The organism is Dryocola clanedunensis subsp. sulfonylureivorans, from assembly GCF_016756775.1.
In the GTDB taxonomy this organism is placed as follows: domain Bacteria; phylum Pseudomonadota; class Gammaproteobacteria; order Enterobacterales; family Enterobacteriaceae; genus Dryocola; species Dryocola clanedunensis.
In genome coordinates this window covers 14,307-32,073 of record NZ_JAERMU010000005.1, presented here as the reverse complement: position 1 = coordinate 32,073, position 17,767 = coordinate 14,307, and the positions used below count along the sequence as shown (strand labels likewise).

Genomic DNA, 17,767 nt, shown 5'->3' with positions numbered 1-17,767 from the left:
TAATATCGATCTAAGGGAATGTATTGCTCATGCTGAATGATAAGAAAAATCAAATTACCATTATGCTTCTGGCTATTGGATTATCAGGAATTAGCTATCCTGTTTATGCCGGTAAGTTTTTTTCGGACAATCGTCCTCAAACAAATAAGTCTGCATTTTTTTCATCCGGGCAAGCGTCAGACACGGCCAGTGAGACGACTGCCAGCAGCACTCTGTCGGGCGCTAAATTAGCGCCGCCAGCGCCGACATCATCTTTTTTCAAACCTGATAATCAGCCGCGTGTCAGCGATGAGCATGACCGCCAGCAGGCAATGACTAGTACTTTCGAGCTTGATAGCCCGCAGAAGACTGCCACCGGAAGGTCAGCTAATAGCATAATGTTAAAACATTATATTGCAAAAATGGTCAAGGCAGCCAAGGCCTATACGCCCCAATTGCGAGAGGCGGATGCAAACGCACAGGCAGCAGAAGCGGACGTTGATGAGGCTAAAGGACAGCGACTTCCTCAGGTTAGCGTTGGCTTACAGTCTCAACCCGCACAATTTGGCTCAGGCGAACGTGTACCTGATGATGAGCAAACCAACGGTCTGTCAGTCAATATGACAACCCCTGTCTATGACTGGGGCTATAACAGCGAAACAATCGAAAGCAAAAATTATTCCGCGAAAGCTGCCCATAACAATTTCAGTGCCCAATATGAAGATACTTCTTATAAAGTGTGTTCGCAGCTGGCTGAGTTAGCCAAACAAAAACTGATTTATTCCATCAGCGTGGAGTTTGTCGACCGTATGCAGCGCCTTGTCACTATGGTCCAGGAAATCAGTGAGGTCGATTCAGGTCGCGTCAGCGAATTGACCCAGGCAAGGGCTAAACTGCTTCAGGCGTTAGCAACGAAAGACAGCACCGCGGCGAAAATTCGCGATGCAGAAATAGCCTTGAATAAGCTAACCGGCTATAGCTCCTTTAAGGATTTGCCCACCGAGGAAAATTGGGGGTTTAAACCAGCGTCCACCAAAGCGTTGCTAAAAGAGGTTGGTAATCATCCCACGATTCGTCAGGCAAGAAATGAGGCAATGGCAGCCTATAACCAGGCAAGCGCGGTTAAATCATCAAATCTTCCTCAGCTTAATTGGGTGGTACAAAAAACGATACCCATTAATAACAGTGCCTACGAGCAATCCTGGCAAACTTACCTGAACGTAAGCTGGAAGCTTTTCCAGGGCGGGTCCGGTAACGCCCAGGAAAAGGCAGCTGCGGCACGAGCCGAAGCGGCGAAACATAAAGTCGAAGAACAAGAGCTGTTATTAACGAATAATATAATGGCGGCAGTCCATGATTCGGAAACAATGCTTTCCCAGGCCGAACAGTACCATCAACTGGCCCAGGAAACGAATCAGGTTCGGAAAGACTTTTTCGAGCAGTGGCGCCAGCTAAATAAACGTACGCTGCTTGATGTGCTTACCGCTGAAAGTGATTATTACAATAATCAGGTTAATGAAGTCACGACCCGCTTTAATGGTTATGATCAAATATTCAATAGCTACGCTAACTCAGGTGAATTAACAAGCTGGCTTGGTCTGTAACGGAGGAGAACCCTCCTCATCCATCAAGGGCTTCCATTGTCCAACCGCACTGGAAGTCATTTAGTCTAGTTTAGATTTTTAAAATCCATCTAAATGGGTTTTAAAACATTATGCTAGCATTTGTCTCAAGCTGTAACCAAAACAATATTGTCTGGAAGCTGTTACCCTTGTTCTCCGTGGTATTTAATTAACGATTCAGGCTTTATGCTACTTGATGGATGGGTTCATCACTGAATGGAGGACAATTTTATAAATCAAAAAAGGGGTTTTTTAATTCGTGGAAATGAAAACTGTTAAAGTCGCTATTATCAGCGGTAAAAAAATCGAGCGTAGTATTGATTTGCCCGCCGGACCAGGCACAGGCAAAACGATCACTATTAATGCTGTTGATAAAGGTAAATACATTTTTGCAGAGGATGGCACTGGCGTTGCACCGGAAAATATCACTGCAAAACGCGTCGGTAACGATTTGTATGTATCTACCGAGGGTACTGACACCGAGGATCCGCAGTTAATTATTAAAGATTTTTATCAACATCCTGGCGAGCTGGTTGGGATGGGGGAAGATGGGGCCTACCATCAGTACGTTACCACTGACGGCATCATCTCTCATGAAGCAGCGAACTTGCCTGAAGGGACGGCGGTGCCATTGGCGCTTGGCAGTGACGATATCCCTGGTTTTGCTGATGGTCTGGTTGCGGACAGTAATAATTATGGCCTTTACGCGGCGCTAGCTGGCCTGGGTCTTCTGGGGCTGGGCTTACTCGGTGCGGCAATCGCTAATAATCATCACCACAGTTCTAATCATTCCGATAACGGCGATGGCAACAGTACCACCAGCGTTGCCCCAGGCACCATTGATGCCGTGACGGATAATGTCGGGGACAAGCAGGGTGATATTCCCAACGGCGGCGCGACGGATGACAATACACCGACATTCAGCGGTGGCGGTGTCACGCCGGGCGATACGGTGGTGATTATTGATAACGGCAAAGAGATTGGCTCTGCGACCGCCGATGGCAACGGAGACTGGAGTTTCACGCCTGATACTTCGCTGCCGGATGGCAACCACGCCGTGGTGGTGGTGGTCGTTGATCCAGATGGCGAGCAATCAGCGCCTTCCGATCCCGTCATTGTTGTTGTTGATACCGTTGCGCCAGCCCCGGCAACAGGGACGCTTAACGATGATGCGGGTGAGATCGTTGGCCCCATCGTTGATAATAGCGTGACTGACGATAATACGCCGACATTCAACGGTAAAGCAGAGCCAGGCAGCGTTGTCACGGTATCGGACAACGGTACCGTTATTGGCACGGCTGCAGTAGACGGTGACGGCAACTGGAACTTCACGCCATCCACCCCATTAGACGATGGCTCGCACAGCTTTAATACCGTTGTCACTGATGATGCGGGTAACGTCAGTGTTCCCAGTGAATCGATTGATTTTACCGTTGATACCAGTGGCAGTATGGTGAGTATTCAAAGCGTGACGGATGATGTTGCGCCTATTGTGGGTGATGTTGTCAATAATGGCTATACCAACGATGCCCTGCCGACGTTGAATGGTATTGCCACGGCAAACAGTACCGTCAATATTTATGATAATGGGGTCAAAATTGCGTCAACGACCTCAGATGCTGCCGGGAAATGGAGTGTTACGCCATCGCAACCGCTGAGCGAGGGAGCTAACTCGCTGACGGCGACCGTTGTGACAGAGGCAAACGGTGAAAGCGCACCTTCAGGCGCCTTCGTCATCAATCTTGATACAACCAGTCCAGATATTCCTTCTGTTGTCTCACCTGATAATTTCACCGTGGTTGATGACGTGGGCTCTGTCCAGGGACCCCTTGCCTTCAATGACGTGACGGATGACAACATCCCAACAATTTCGGGCATGGGTGAGCAGCCAGGCCAGGTGATTACCGTATTCGATGGCGGTGAGATTATCGGTAGTGCAGTCGTCAACGATGAGGGGCGCTGGAGCATGGAGCCGGAAACTGCGCTGGCTGACGGTGAACACACGATAACGCTAACGGCAACGGATGAGGCCGGTAATACCAGCGCGCCGTCTGATGCGTTCGACTTCACCGTAGACACCAGTACGACAGTGGTCAACGGCAGCAGCGAAGATTTTGACTCGGCAGAGAACAGGGTTTTCCACACGGGCGATTCCGTGACGCTTGCCAGCGGCATGACAATGACCTGTATCAGTCAGGGCATTGATGGTTCTGCGGCTAATTCCGCGACGGAAATTACCAATAAAGGGATTGCGCTGTTTGTACCAGAGTTTGGTCATAAGGCCATGATGCAGCTCGCTGAATCATCAATGCAGTACTCATTCCCCGATCCTGCGCAGGCAGTGAGTTTTAACGTTAACTCATCGAACTACGCCGGGAACACGGTTGAATACTATGATGCCAACGGGACTTTATTGCATTCTCAGGAGCTGCCGGTTCAGCCAGATGAGTCCGTCGCTAAGGTGGGCTGGACTGCACCAGAGGGTGAGATGATTGCTTCTATCATTATCACCGTGGGTGATGAAGGGCATGCCGAAAACCCTAATGAGGTTGATGGTCTCAGAATCGATGCTTTATCCTGGGGAGATGCCGCTGTTCAATCGGCCGATACGCATTCCGCGCAGCCGCAAGCCCTTGCGCTTTCTGATACTCACTCCGGTGATGTTTCAACCCTGTCGCAGCTCTACACCGCCGCGGGTATTAACGAGCAGCAAGGTATTGTTCATCTGCAGGATAACACCAACCTGGTCCTGAGCATTGATGACGTGCTGGCGCATGCAAGTAAAAATATGTTCATCGACGATGGTAAAGAGCAATTTGCCGTGCAGGGCAACGAAAGTGATACGGTGCATATTGATGCTGCCGACTGGTCCAGCATTGGCAGTGCAACCGTAGGCGGTGTTGTGTATGACACTTATCAGCAGAATACGGGCATGGCTGAGTTATTGATTCAGCACAGCATTGATATTCATTCAATTTAAAAGTATTGAGGTTGGCCTCATGATAATAAAACATCGTGTTTTATGACATGAGGCATTCAATAGCGGCATGCACAATATTTAAGGTCATGTATGAAATATTTTAATAAAAACTCTTCGCTGGGTGCGGCTGCCGCACTTTGCCTGCTGGTCTCTGCTACTGGCTTAAGCTTTGCCGATGAAAATGCAAAAAGTATTTTTGGGGATAGCTATCAACCTGTTGCAAACGTTAGCGATAACCAGGCTCAGATTGTCTATTACCGAGCTGCATCTGCTTCGGATTCGAACGGCGCAGCTCATGTTTACATCGATCGCGAGTTTCAGACTGCACTGATGCCGGGAGGCTATACTGCCTTCTGCGTAAAGCCCGGGGTACATCAGTTAGGGGCTTATCTAAAGGATGAGCCTCTCTATCACGGGAAAAGTGACAATGTTAAATCCATCGAGCTTAAGAAAGGCACGACTTATTACTTCAAGGTTGATGAACAGGGAAAGGAGATGCTTCAGGAGCAATTATCCTCACCGCCTGTAGCCGAATTATTAAAAACACGAAAGCAAATTCACCTGCTGTCACGTGCCTCTACGGTTGAACCTTGCCACTATCTCTATAAGGATTATGTTTTACAAAGCAATGTCATGTTCCCGTTTGGCAAATATAAAGAAACAGACATTACGCAGGATGGAAAAGTGGCCATCCATGATGTGGCAAAGCAGCTGCTTGCGGATGACAAAAAGATTGCTGTTATTGGCTACACGGATCCTATTGGCTCCGAAGAAAGCAATAGGCAGTTGGGAATGAACCGGGCAAACACCGTCCGTAATCTGCTCATCGCGGATGGCATTAGTGCCAGCCAATTAAAAATCTCATCGCAGGGGAGTGACAATAGTCTGACCCAGGAATGCTCCCGATTAACTCGTAATAAACAAATTGCTTGTTACGCACCGGTCCGCCGGGTAGTGGTTCGTATCGATAATTAAGTAATTAAATTATTAGCTCTTTGAACAATAAATTAAATTTATTATGAACACGCAGGGGTTATTCTCTGCGTGTTTTTTATTGATTATGATTGGCTTTTTTATTTTTCATTGCGTGACTCCACTTATATTGTTACGTAAGTAATTTATGGTTAATTACGTCTTGATGTATCTTATTGATTTTGAGGTATTTTTATCTTTTTGTTTTTTTTCTGGCATTGCGTGGGATTAACGAGCGTTTTTTGTTGTTACTGTTTTTAATTGTTGGTGTTGACTTGGTGTGGTGATGGGTCGATTATTTTAAGTATTCAGGAAATATATGGAGTGGAGTAAGTTAAAAAGGAGGTGCAATAATTTCAGGTGTTTCTGGTACGTTCTTTGTGAGAGCGTTCTCTCTCTTCTTATAGTTATATTTAGTCCTTGGATACTAATTCCGGCTATTTAAAATAGGTGCTTTTAATGAACAAAATTAATATTGTATCGCTACAAAATAGTGCGATTAAAAATATTGCTCAGATCGACGAGACTGGCAGTGCTTACGTCGTGCCTGAGCTGGTCAATGCGCAATATGTCATTAGCTCAGCTGACGGTGAAGTCTCCGCTGAAGCGATTTCTTTTGTGCAGGATGGGAACGATTTACGTATTGTTAGCGTAAACGACTCGCCTGCGGATATTACTTTCCCTAACTATTTCTCTTCGGCAAACCATATCAGCGTCCTTGACAGCCACGGTAACTATCAAACAATCGATAGTGCTCAGGTTTCAGAAAATGGCGAGCTACAAGCCGTTGCGACGTCTCCAACTGAGAATATTCTGTCTGCAACCGTGACGCATGGCGTCAATACGCTTGCTGCATCAGCAGAGCCAGCAGCTCAGCCTGTAGCGGAAGAGCCTGTTGCTAAACCTGCGTTAACAGCAGCCTCTGACAGCCCGTTCGCCATTGATGATGTTGTCGATGATCAGGGCAATCAAACAGGCTCCATCGAAAATGGCGGTTACACTGACGACACCATGCCAACCATTTCTGGTCATCTGGAAGGGGGGTCAACATTAATCGTCGAGCTTTATAACAACGGTAACTTAGTTGGCAAAGCAACCATTGGTGACGATGACACCTGGACCATCACCCCTGAAGGCGTGTTAGAGCCTGTTGACGGCACTTATAGTTTCCTTGCAATGGTGACTGACCCGGTTGGTAAGCAAACTTACCTGACGCTCCCATATGAAGTTAATTTTGCCCCGGAAGTTGTTCCGGTCGCGACGATTGACTCTCTGTTTGATGACACGGGTTCTTACAAAGGCGAAGTGGCCAGCGGTGGCGTGACAGATGACAGCACCCCGACCGTACAGGGTAGTGCAACTGCCGGCGCCGTCGTCAGCGTGTATGATGGCGAAACGCTGCTGGGTTCAACGGTAGCGGGTCCTGACGGCAAGTGGGTATACGCTCCGACAGCAGTGCTGGCGGAAGGCGAACACGCTTTCACCGCGGTACCTGTTTATAACAATATCCAGGGGGAAACCTCTGCTCCGTTCGATGTCACTATCGATATTACGGCGCCACCTTTTGCTGGCGAAGTGGTTGTTAACGATGATGTCGGTGCCATTACGGGTGTCATTAATCCTGGCGATGTAACCGACGATAACCTGCCTGAATTCACGGGTAAGAGTGATGCCGGCAATATCATTACGATTTACGAAAATGGTGTTCCACTCGGTTCAACGGTAACCAACGAAGCGGGTGAGTGGAGCTTTACGCCGACTGAAGCCTTACCGGATGGATTACACAACTTTGTTTCCACCGTGACAGACAGCGCAGGTAATGTGAGCTTACCGGGCTTTGCCGGTTCCTTTACTGTTGATACTGCTGTTCCGGATGCTCCTTCCATCGCGACGCCTGATGACCTGACGGTCAGTGATGACCAGGGTGCAATTCAGGGGCCAGTTGAAAATGGCGGTATGACGGATGATACCCTGCCAACCTTCTCCGGTAAGGGCCAGACGCCAGGCCAAATTATCACCGTACTGGATGGTGGCGAGCCTATCGGTTCTGCTATCGTTGGGCCTGACGGCACGTGGCATACCGACCCAACAGCGGAACTGGCAGAGGGTCCACATGAGATCACGCTGACCGCGACCGATGAAGCCGGTAACACCAGTGCGCCTTCAGATGCGTTCGATTTCACCGTGGATACTACTGCGCCGGTTGTGCCTCCAATTGCGACACCTGATGACCTGACCGTCAGCGATGACCAGGGCGCGGTTCAGGGTCCAGTGGAAATGAATGGCGTGACTGATGATAACCTGCCGACCTTCTCCGGTAAGAATCAGACGCCTGGCGACATCATCACCGTGCTGGATGGCGGCGAGCCTATCGGCTCTGCGGTAGTGGCAGAAGATGGTACCTGGCAAACCGATCCGACAGCAGCGCTGGCAGATGGTCCACATGACATCACGCTGACGGCGACAGACAGCGTTGGCAACACCAGTGCACCTTCAGACGCGTTCAACTTCACCGTTGATACCACTGCGCCGGATGTTCCTTCCGTTGCGACACCTGATGACCTGACCGTCAGCGATGACCAGGGGGCTATTCAGGGCCCGGTTGATAATGGCGGCGTGACCGATGATACCCTGCCAACCTTCTCCGGCAAAGGTCAGACGCCTGGTGACATCATCACCGTACTGGACGGTGGCCAGCCTATCGGTTCTGCCGTTGTTGCAGAAGATGGTACATGGCAAACCGATCCAACAGCTGAACTGGCAGAGGGTCCACATGAGATAACCCTGACCGCGACCGACGAAGTTGGTAATGTCAGCGATCCGTCTGATGCGTTCAACTTTACCGTTGATACCACGGCACCGGATGCGCCTCCGATTTTGACACCTGATAACCTGACCGTCAGCGATGACCAGGGTGCGGTTCAGGGCCCGGTTGAAAAAGGCGGCGTGACCGATGATACCCTGCCGACCTTCTCCGGCAAGGGCCAGGTACCAGGTGAAATCATCACCGTACTGGACGGTGGCCAGCCTATCGGTTCTGCGGTTGTTGCAGAAGATGGTACATGGCAAACCGACCCAACGGCTGAACTGGCAGAGGGTCCGCACGACATCACCCTGACTGCAACCGATGAAGCCGGGAACGTCAGCGATCCGTCAGACGCGTTCAACTTCACCGTGGATACTACCGGTGTTGCAACACCTGATAACCTGACCGTCAGCGATGACCAGGGTGCGGTTCAGGGCCCGGTTGATAATGGCGGCGTGACCGATGATACCCTGCCGACCTTCTCCGGTAAGGATCAGACGCCTGGCGATATCATCACCGTACTTGATGATGGTAAGGCCATCGGCTCCGCGGTGGTTGAAGCTGATGGTACCTGGAAAACCGATCCAACGGCTGAACTGGCAGAAGGCCCACATAACATCACGCTAACCGCGACCGATGAAGCCGGGAACGTCAGCGAGCCATCAGATGCGTTCAACTTCACCGTTGATACCACGGCACCGGATGCGCCTCCGATTTTGACACCTGATAACCTGACCGTCAGCGATGACCAGGGTGCGGTTCAGGGCCCGGTTGAAAATGGCGGCGTGACCGATGATACCCTGCCAACCTTCTCCGGCAAGGGCCAGGTGCCTGGCGAAATCATCACCGTACTGGATGGTGGTCAGCCTATCGGCTCTGCCGTTGTTGCAGAAGATGGTACATGGCAAACCGATCCAACAGCGGAACTGGCTGAGGGTCCACACGACATCACCCTGACTGCAACCGACGAAGCCGGTAACGTCAGCGATCCGTCTGATGCGTTCAACTTCACCGTGGATACCACGGCACCGGATGCGCCTCCGATTGTGACACCTGATAACCTGACCGTCAGCGATGACCAGGGTGCGGTTCAGGGCCCGGTTGAAAATGGCGGCGTGACCGATGATACCCTGCCAACCTTCTCTGGTAAGGGCCAGGTGCCTGGTGAAATCATCACCGTACTGGACGGTGGTCAGCCTATCGGCTCTGCTGTTGTTGCAGAAGATGGTACATGGCAAACCGATCCGACAGCGGAACTGGCTGAGGGTCCACACGACATCACCCTGACTGCAACCGACGAAGCCGGTAACGTCAGCGATCCGTCTGATGCGTTCAACTTCACCGTTGATACCACGGCACCGGATGCGCCTCCGATTGTGACACCTGATAACCTGACCGTCAGCGATGACCAGGGTGCGGTTCAGGGGCCAGTTGAAAATGGCGGTTTGACCGATGATAGCCTGCCGACCTTCTCCGGTAAGGATCAGGTGCCTGGTCAAATCATCACCGTACTGGATGGTGGTCAGCCTATCGGCTCTGCTGTTGTTGCAGAAGATGGTACCTGGCAAACCGATCCGACAGCGGCACTGGCCGATGGTCCACATGACATCACCCTGACCGCTACAGACGAAGCCGGTAACACCAGCGAGCCGTCTGATGCGTTCAACTTTACCGTTGATACTTCAGCGATCGTTATCTCCATCGATGGCGCTTATGATGATATTGCTCCGATTGTCGGTGAGCTGGAAAATAACAGCTCGACTAACGATCTGCGCCCGGAACTGCACGGTAGCGCGACGGCCAATAGCACCGTATTCATTTACGACAACGATGTGAAAATTGGTTCCACCACTTCCGACGCTGACGGAAAATGGACATTCACGCCGGCCAGCGACCTGAGTGAAGGAGCTAACGCTCTGACAGCGACAGTGCAGACTAGCGTGGCGGGTGAAAGCGAACCGTCTGGTATTTTCACGCTGGACATCGATACGACTGCACCGGATGCACCTGCTATTGCAACACCTGATGACCTGACGGTTAGCGATGACCAGGGGACGATTCAGGGGCCTGTTGAGAATGGCGGCGTAACTGATGATAACCTGCCGACCTTCTCCGGCAAGGGCCAGGTACCTGGCGAAATCATCACTGTCCTGGATGGTGGCAAGGCTATCGGCTCCGCAGTGGTAGCAGAAGATGGCACCTGGAAAACCGATGCAAATGCCGCACTTGCCGATGGTCCACATGACATCACGCTGACTGCGACTGATGCGGCGGGTAACACCAGCGATCCATCGGATCCATTTAACTTCACTGTTGATACAACGGCTCCTGCGAACGACGCGGTTGTCATCAACGATAACGCTGGTCCTGACCAGGGGATCGTCGTACCGGGTGGCGCAACGGATGACACCACGCCAACCTTCAACGGCAACACAGATCCAGGCTCAACGGTCATTATCAGTGATAATGGCGAAGTGATTGGATCGGCGGTTGCAGGTGACGATGGTAAGTGGGACTTCACGCCTGAAACTCCGCTCGATACTGGCCCGCATGATGTCACTACTGAAACAGTCGATGAAGCCGGGAACTCAAGTGGTCCGAGCGAACCTACTCACTTTGACGTGATTGTTCAGGGTAGCGACAACTTTGATACTGATGAGACGCATGTATTCAGCGAAGGTGATTCGCTGGCGTTGCCGACGGGTCTGACCATTACCTATACCAAAGAAGGTGTTGATGGCAGTGCGAATAACACCGCAACTGAAATCACCAGAAAAGGTATTGCACTGTTTACCCCTGATTTTGGTAAACAAGCGCTGGTACTGTTAGCGGAATCTGAAACCAAATATGAGTTTGGTGGCCTCACTAACAGCGTGAGCTTTGATGTTGCTGGCGCTAACTATGCCGGATCGAGCGTGAGCTACTACGATGCTGCGGGTAACTTGCTACACACCACGCCGATTGAAGCTCAGGCAGGCACTTCCAGCTCTATCGTGGATACCATTGCCTGGACTGCGCCTGCGGGTGAACTGATCTCCTACATGACCATTAACGTGGGTCCTGAAGGGGCTGGTGATACCGGTATTCGTGTGGATGGTTTCACATGGGGCCAATCAGACATCGCACCAGCACAACAGTCTGCTGAACTGCATTCCGCAGAGATGCCTGCGCATGAGCTGGCAACAGCCTTGCTGGGTACAGATGCACAGCATGTGGATTCTTCAGCCATTTCGCTGGAAAGTCTGAACAGCAATTCCACAACTGAACCGGGCGTGGTGGATATCCATGAACTGGGTAAAGGAACGCTGGCGCTGTCTGTTGATGATGTTCTGAGCCACGGCGAGCAGAATCTGTTCACTGATGATGGCAAAACGCAGTTGGCCATTACGGGTGAAGATGGTTCGCAGGTTGAACTGTCCGGTGTGAATGAAGCCAGCCTGCAACAAACTGGGTCAATCACTGAGAGCGGTGTGACTTATGATGTGTATAACGTAGCAAATCAAAACAGCGAATTGCTCGTGCAGCATGGTATTGAACTTCATACTGTGTGATTAAATAGTCATTAAGATATTTAATTAAAATATGACCTGCCAGCCATGGGGAACCATGGCTGGCATTTTTTATTAGTGTACTTATGCTGTGTGTGGATGTTTTCTATAATTTAAATTGTGACATTCTAAAATAATAGCACCTCATTCTAATAGCTATGTTGCAGTGTAAGGTTTTGTATTTCTTGGTGTTTGTTAAGGGTTGTTTTATCTGCTTTTCTTATTTCAATTCATGGCCTGTTCTGGTCTTTATTTCCTGATTAAGGTTTGCTAAAAACATTATTGTCGGATGGTCTGGGATCCGTCTTAAAATAAAAAAATAAAAGATGAGTGATTTTGTTATTTCCGGGCTGACTCTTTTATTTTTTATCGAATAATATTCAGGAGATACCTTTATGGATAATCATGAGACTCGTAATAAAACTGTAACTGTAAATACTTTGGCAGATGCCGCAGCGCTGAGCAACGTGGAACGGCCGGGGTATAGCATACCCACGCCGGGCGCGCCTGGCCTGATTAATACTGATAGTGTTAATGACAACGTAGGCAGCAAGCAGGGAGATATTGGTCATTTCGGGACAACGGACGACCTGACCCCCACACTACAGGGCACAATTGAAGGCGGTGAAGCGCAGGTGCTACGTATTTACGCCAACGGCGTACAACTCGGCAGCACTACCGTAGGCGCGGACGGTAGCTGGTCGTTCACTCCTGATACGCTTGAAGGGGGCAGCAAGTATGCTTTTGAGGTTGTCCTCAAAGACCCTTTAACCGACGAGATCCTGGTCGCGTCAGAGACTTACACCATTATTACCACCGCCAGCAATGGCGATACGGCGTCTATCCCTGAGGTGGATGGGCTCTGGGATGATATCGGTGAGCAGAAAGGGCCGATACACAATGGTGACACCACGGATGACGCCCAGCCGGCCATTTTTGGTAAGGCAGATCCGGGCAGCGTCGTGGTGATTTACGACAATGGTCAGCCGGTTGGTTCGGTAACCACTAATGATAATGGAAACTGGACATTCACGCCGGAAACCCCGCTGGCAGACGGCGAGCACAGCATTACCGCGGCAGAGGTGAACGCCGACGGCAAGCCAGGTGAACAATCCCCGGCTACGGACTTTATCGTTGATGCTCCTGACACCACACCGCCGGCGGCGGCAACACACCAGGTTCTGGCCGATGATGTTGGCCCGGTGAAAGGCGACATTCACAATGGCGACAGTACCGATGACACGCAGCCGACGCTGAGCGGCCAGGCGGAAGCCGGGGCGACGGTGATTGTCTCTGACAACGGCAGACAGATTGGCTCGGCGGTGGTGGGTGACGAGGGTAAATGGACGTTCACGCCAGACGTTAAGCTTGCCGACGGCAGCCACAGCTTCAGCACGGTGGTTGAGGACACAGCGGGTAACAAGAGCCCGGCCTCGGAGGCCATTGGCTTTACGCTGGACACGCACACGGACGCACCGGTTATCGTCGGTTACCTGGATGACGTGGGTGCCGCCACGGGTACGGTGGAGAATGGCGGTCGTACCGATGACAGCAACGGTTTGCTGAGCGGTCATGCTGAAGCGGGCAGCCATATCAGCCTGACCATGTGGGGACCGAGGGGGATGAAATACAGCAATGTTGCCCATACGGTAACCGACAGCGACGGAAACTGGCACATTCAGCTCAGTGACGGTTCGCGCGAGCTCGGAAATCGGGGTAACTGGACGTTCCAGGTGACGGCAGTGGATGAGGCCGGCAACAGCGCGCGCAGCGACTCATTTAAGGTGAATTATGTCGCCAGCAACCGGGATGACATCACCGCGCCGGATGCAACAACACACCAGGTTCTGGCCGATGATGTTGGCCCGGTGAAAGGTGATATCCACAACGGCGACAGAACCGATGATGCACAGCCAACGCTGAGCGGCCAGGCGGAAGCGGGGACGACGGTGATTGTCTCTGACAACGGCAAGCCAATTGGCTCAGCGGTGGTGGGTGACGATGGTAAGTGGACGTTCACGCCAGACGTTAAGCTTGCCGACGGCAGCCACAGCTTCAGCACGGTGGTTGAGGACGCAGCGGGCAACAGGAGCCCGGCCTCGGACGCCATTGGCTTCACGGTGGACACGCACACGGACGCGCCGGTGATCGTCGGTTATCTGGATGACGTGGGCGCCGCCACGGGTACGGTGGAGAATGGCGGTCGTACCGATGACAGCAATGGCGTACTAAGCGGTCATGCTGAAGCGGGCAGCCAAATCAGCCTGACCATGTGGGGACCGAGGGGGATGAAATACAGCAATGTTGCCCATACGGTAACCGACAGCGACGGAAACTGGCACATTCAGCTCAGTGACGGTTCGCGCGAGCTCGGAAATCGGGGTAACTGGACGTTCCAGGTGACGGCAGCGGATGAGGCCGGCAACAGTGCGAGCAGCGACTCATTTAAGGTGAATTATGTCGCCAGCAACCGGGACGACACCACCGCGCCGGAGGCAACAACACACCAGGTTCTGGCCGATGATGTTGGCCCGGTGAAAGGTGATATCCACAACGGCGACCACACCGATGACGCACAGCCAACGCTGAGCGGCCAGGCGGAAGCGGGGACGACGGTGATGGTCTCTGACAACGGCAAGCAGATTGGCTCAGCGGTGGTGGGTGACGATGGTAAATGGACGTTCACGCCAGACGTTAAGCTTGCCGACGGCAGCCACAGCTTCAGCACCGTGGTTAAGGACGCCGGGGGTAACAAGAGTCCGGCCTCGGAGGCTATTGGCTTTACTGTTGATACGGCAATTGAAAAACCGGTGATTACCCTCGCTGTGGATAATGTGGGGGTGAATCAGGGGGATGTGCTGAGCAGGGGGACCACTGATGACACCACGCCTCTGCTGAAAGGGACAGCGGAAGCGGGCAGCATCGTATTCATTAACGTTGGCGGTAATATCGCTTCGGATACTATTGGTTCAACGGTCGCGGATGCAACGGGCCACTGGAGCTTCCAGATCCCTGATAACCACCCTCTGTTGGTGGGGGACAACAATAACCAAACGCCGATCAATGTTGTATCGCAGGACGCTGCTGGTAACTTCGACGCATCCGATATTTTCTACCTGAATGTCGTGCCGCTCGATAACGGTGCGGACACCACACCACCGGCGGCGGCAACACACCAGGTTCTGGCCGATGATGTTGGCCCGGTGAAAGGTGATATCCACAATGGCGACCACACCGATGACGCACAGCCAACGCTGAGCGGCCAGGCGGAAGCCGGGGCGACGGTGATTGTTTCTGACAACGGCAGACAGATTGGCTCGGCGGTGGTGGGTGACGAGGGTAAATGGACGTTCACGCCAGACGTTAAGCTTGCCGACGGCAGCCACAGCTTCAGCACGGTGGTTGAGGACGCAGCGGGCAACAAGAGCCCGGCCTCGGACGCCATTGGCTTCACGCTGGACACGCACACGGACGCACCGGTGATCGTCGGTTACCTGGATGACGTGGGTGCCCGCATGGGTACGGTGGAGAATGGCGGTCGTACCGATGACAGCAACGGCGTACTAAGCGGTCATGCTGAAGCGGGCAGCCATATCAGCCTGACCATGTGGGGACCGCGGGGGATGAAATACAGCAATGTTGCCCATACGGTAACCGACAGCGACGGAAACTGGCACATTCAGCTCAGTGACGGTTCGCGCGAGCTCGGAAATCGGGGTAACTGGACGTTTCAGGTCACGGCTGCAGATGAGGCCGGCAACAGTGCGAGCAGCGACAAGTTCAAGGTGAATTATGTCGCCAGCAACCAGGACGACACCACCGCGCCGGAGGCAACAACACACCAGGTTCTGGCCGATGATGTTGGCCCGGTGAAAGGCGATATCCACAATGGCGACCACACCGATGACGCACAGCCAACGCTGAGCGGCCAGGCGGAAGCCGGGACGACGGTGATTGTCTCTGACAACGGCAAGCAGATTGGCTCAGCGGTGGTGGGTGATGATGGTAAATGGACGTTCACGCCAGACGTTAAGCTTGCCGACGGCAGCCACAGCTTCAGCACGGTGGTTGAGGATGCTGCGGGTAACAAGAGCCCGGCCTCGGAGGACATTGGCTTTACGCTGGACACGCACACGGACGCACCGGTTATAGTCGGTTACCTGGATGACGTGGGTGCCGCCACGGGTACGGTGGAGAATGGCGGTCGTACCGATGACAGCAACGGTTTGCTGAGCGGTCATGCTGAAGCGGGTAGCCAAATCAGCCTGACCATGTGGGGACCGCAGGGGATGAAATACAGCAATGTTGCCCATACGGTAACCGACAGCGACGGAAACTGGCACATTCAGCTCAGTGACGGTTCGCGCGAGCTCGGAAATCGGGGTAACTGGACGTTTCAGGTCACGGCAGCGGATGAGGCCGGCAACAGTGCGAGCAGCGACAAGTTCAAGGTGGATTATGTCGCCGGCAACCATGACGACACCACCGCGCCGGATGCGCCAACTATCAACAGCTACTACGATGATGTAGGGGGATCTCAGGGAAGTGATGGTAACGGTGGTAAAACGGACGACACTAAACCCGAGCTACACGGAAAGGCTGAAGCCGACAGTGTAGTGAAAATATTCGAAGGCACTACAGAGATTGGTTCCGTCACAGCGGGTAGCCAGGGTGACTGGAGCTATACCACTCCGCAGCTCAATGATGGTAAGCATACCTTCACTGCCACCGCAACGGATGCTGCAGGGAATGCCAGCGTTAAGTCAGGCGGCTTTGTCGTGAATGTGGATGCCGTGACCACACCCGATAAACCAACATTATCTTATGTGTTTGATAATGTTCAGATTAATCATAATGTCTATGGAGATAACTACGCACCACCAGGCGATCCCTATGCCGATCTTCCTATGGTTAATGACCTTTCACCGACTTTGTACGGAAGCGGGACTGCGAACAGTACGCTTCATATTTATACTAATGAAGGGGGAACAACGATGGACACCGTCAAGGTTGGCAGTGACGGATCCTGGACTTTTACCGCCCAAATTGGCAACGGATATAACATCTGGAATGGGGGGATTTATCTGGCTAGCTGGAAAATCGTTCCGCTGGACAGCAATGGTAATGAAGTGGCCGATCATGCCTACCAGAGCTTCGATGTCTGGGTGAATGATATTACGGATTATCCGTACTATTCTTCTCTGGCTTTGCAAAATGCCGCGGTAGAGCCGCTACATGCAGTGGCAGACGTTCACAATACAGATGTACTGACCCAGTCTGATGCTGCCAATGGGGTCATTAATCTGTCAGCCTTGTCGCCATCCGAAGCGAATACAGTGGCGCAAAGCTCAATGTTAAATCTGCATAACGGTAGCGAGGACACGCTTGCCCTGACCCTGAATGATGTGCTCAGCCACGGGCAGAGCGATATGTTTACCTCCGATGGACAGCAGCAGCTCGCGGTCCAGGGGGAGCGGGGAGATACGATCGAGCTGAAACTGGATGACGTGCAGAGCCAGTGGCAGGAAACAGGGCAGTCTACGATAGCCGGTGTTACTTATGAGGTTTACCAGCAGACAGAGAGTCATGCCGAACTGTTTGTCCAGCAGGGGGTTGAACTGCATCAATCCTGATCGTGGCTAAACCAACCGGCTAAACTGTGTCTGGCTTTCAATTCATTTGACTGAAGCCTCACAAAATTTAAAGCACCGAACGAGTATATCGTCGGTGCTTTTTTTATACGCTATTGCGGATCGTATTCGATATGTGCTCAGTGACTTCAGTTTACCAACACGAGCCGCAGTCGGGAGCGGTTAATATCATTTGAATCGCGACATTTCTTAATGCATTGAAACCATGA

General features: G+C 52.1%; 5 protein-coding genes. All 5 read left to right on the top strand.

Translation table 11 applies throughout. The annotated features are described in order from the left end of the window. Positions 1-29: 29 nt before the first annotated feature. Positions 30-1,583, top strand: coding sequence for a TolC family protein (locus HYQ67_RS06270; RefSeq protein WP_202302463.1), 1,554 nt, complete (start codon positions 30-32; stop codon positions 1,581-1,583). A gap of 283 nt (positions 1,584-1,866) precedes the next feature. Further along, positions 1,867-4,581 (top strand): Ig-like domain-containing protein, encoded by a 2,715-nt coding sequence (locus tag HYQ67_RS06265; RefSeq protein WP_237391134.1) that lies wholly within the window; start codon positions 1,867-1,869, stop codon positions 4,579-4,581. 90 nt (positions 4,582-4,671) lie between these two features. Next, a complete protein-coding gene (locus HYQ67_RS06260) occupies positions 4,672-5,556 on the top strand; it encodes an OmpA family protein (protein ID WP_202302459.1) in 885 nt (294 codons plus the stop codon). A gap of 456 nt (positions 5,557-6,012) precedes the next feature. After that, positions 6,013-11,910, top strand: a complete 5,898-nt coding sequence (locus HYQ67_RS06255; protein WP_202302457.1) for an Ig-like domain-containing protein — start codon at positions 6,013-6,015, stop codon at positions 11,908-11,910. A gap of 392 nt (positions 11,911-12,302) precedes the next feature. Continuing rightward, a complete protein-coding gene (locus tag HYQ67_RS06250) occupies positions 12,303-17,540 on the top strand; it encodes an Ig-like domain-containing protein (protein WP_202302455.1) in 5,238 nt (1,745 codons plus the stop codon). Positions 17,541-17,767: the final 227 nt, after the last annotated feature.

What these genes read in the sequence shown, in the direction of transcription:
- HYQ67_RS06255 (WP_202302457.1), top strand. Translation starts at nt 6,013, where the DNA reads ATGAACAAAATTAATATTGTATCGCTACAAAATAGTGCGATTAAAAAT.
- HYQ67_RS06270 (WP_202302463.1), top strand. Translation starts at nt 30, where the DNA reads ATGCTGAATGATAAGAAAAATCAAATTACCATTATGCTTCTGGCTATT.
- HYQ67_RS06250 (WP_202302455.1), top strand. Translation starts at nt 12,303, where the DNA reads ATGGATAATCATGAGACTCGTAATAAAACTGTAACTGTAAATACTTTG.
- HYQ67_RS06260 (WP_202302459.1), top strand. Translation starts at nt 4,672, where the DNA reads ATGAAATATTTTAATAAAAACTCTTCGCTGGGTGCGGCTGCCGCACTT.
- HYQ67_RS06265 (WP_237391134.1), top strand. Translation starts at nt 1,867, where the DNA reads ATGAAAACTGTTAAAGTCGCTATTATCAGCGGTAAAAAAATCGAGCGT.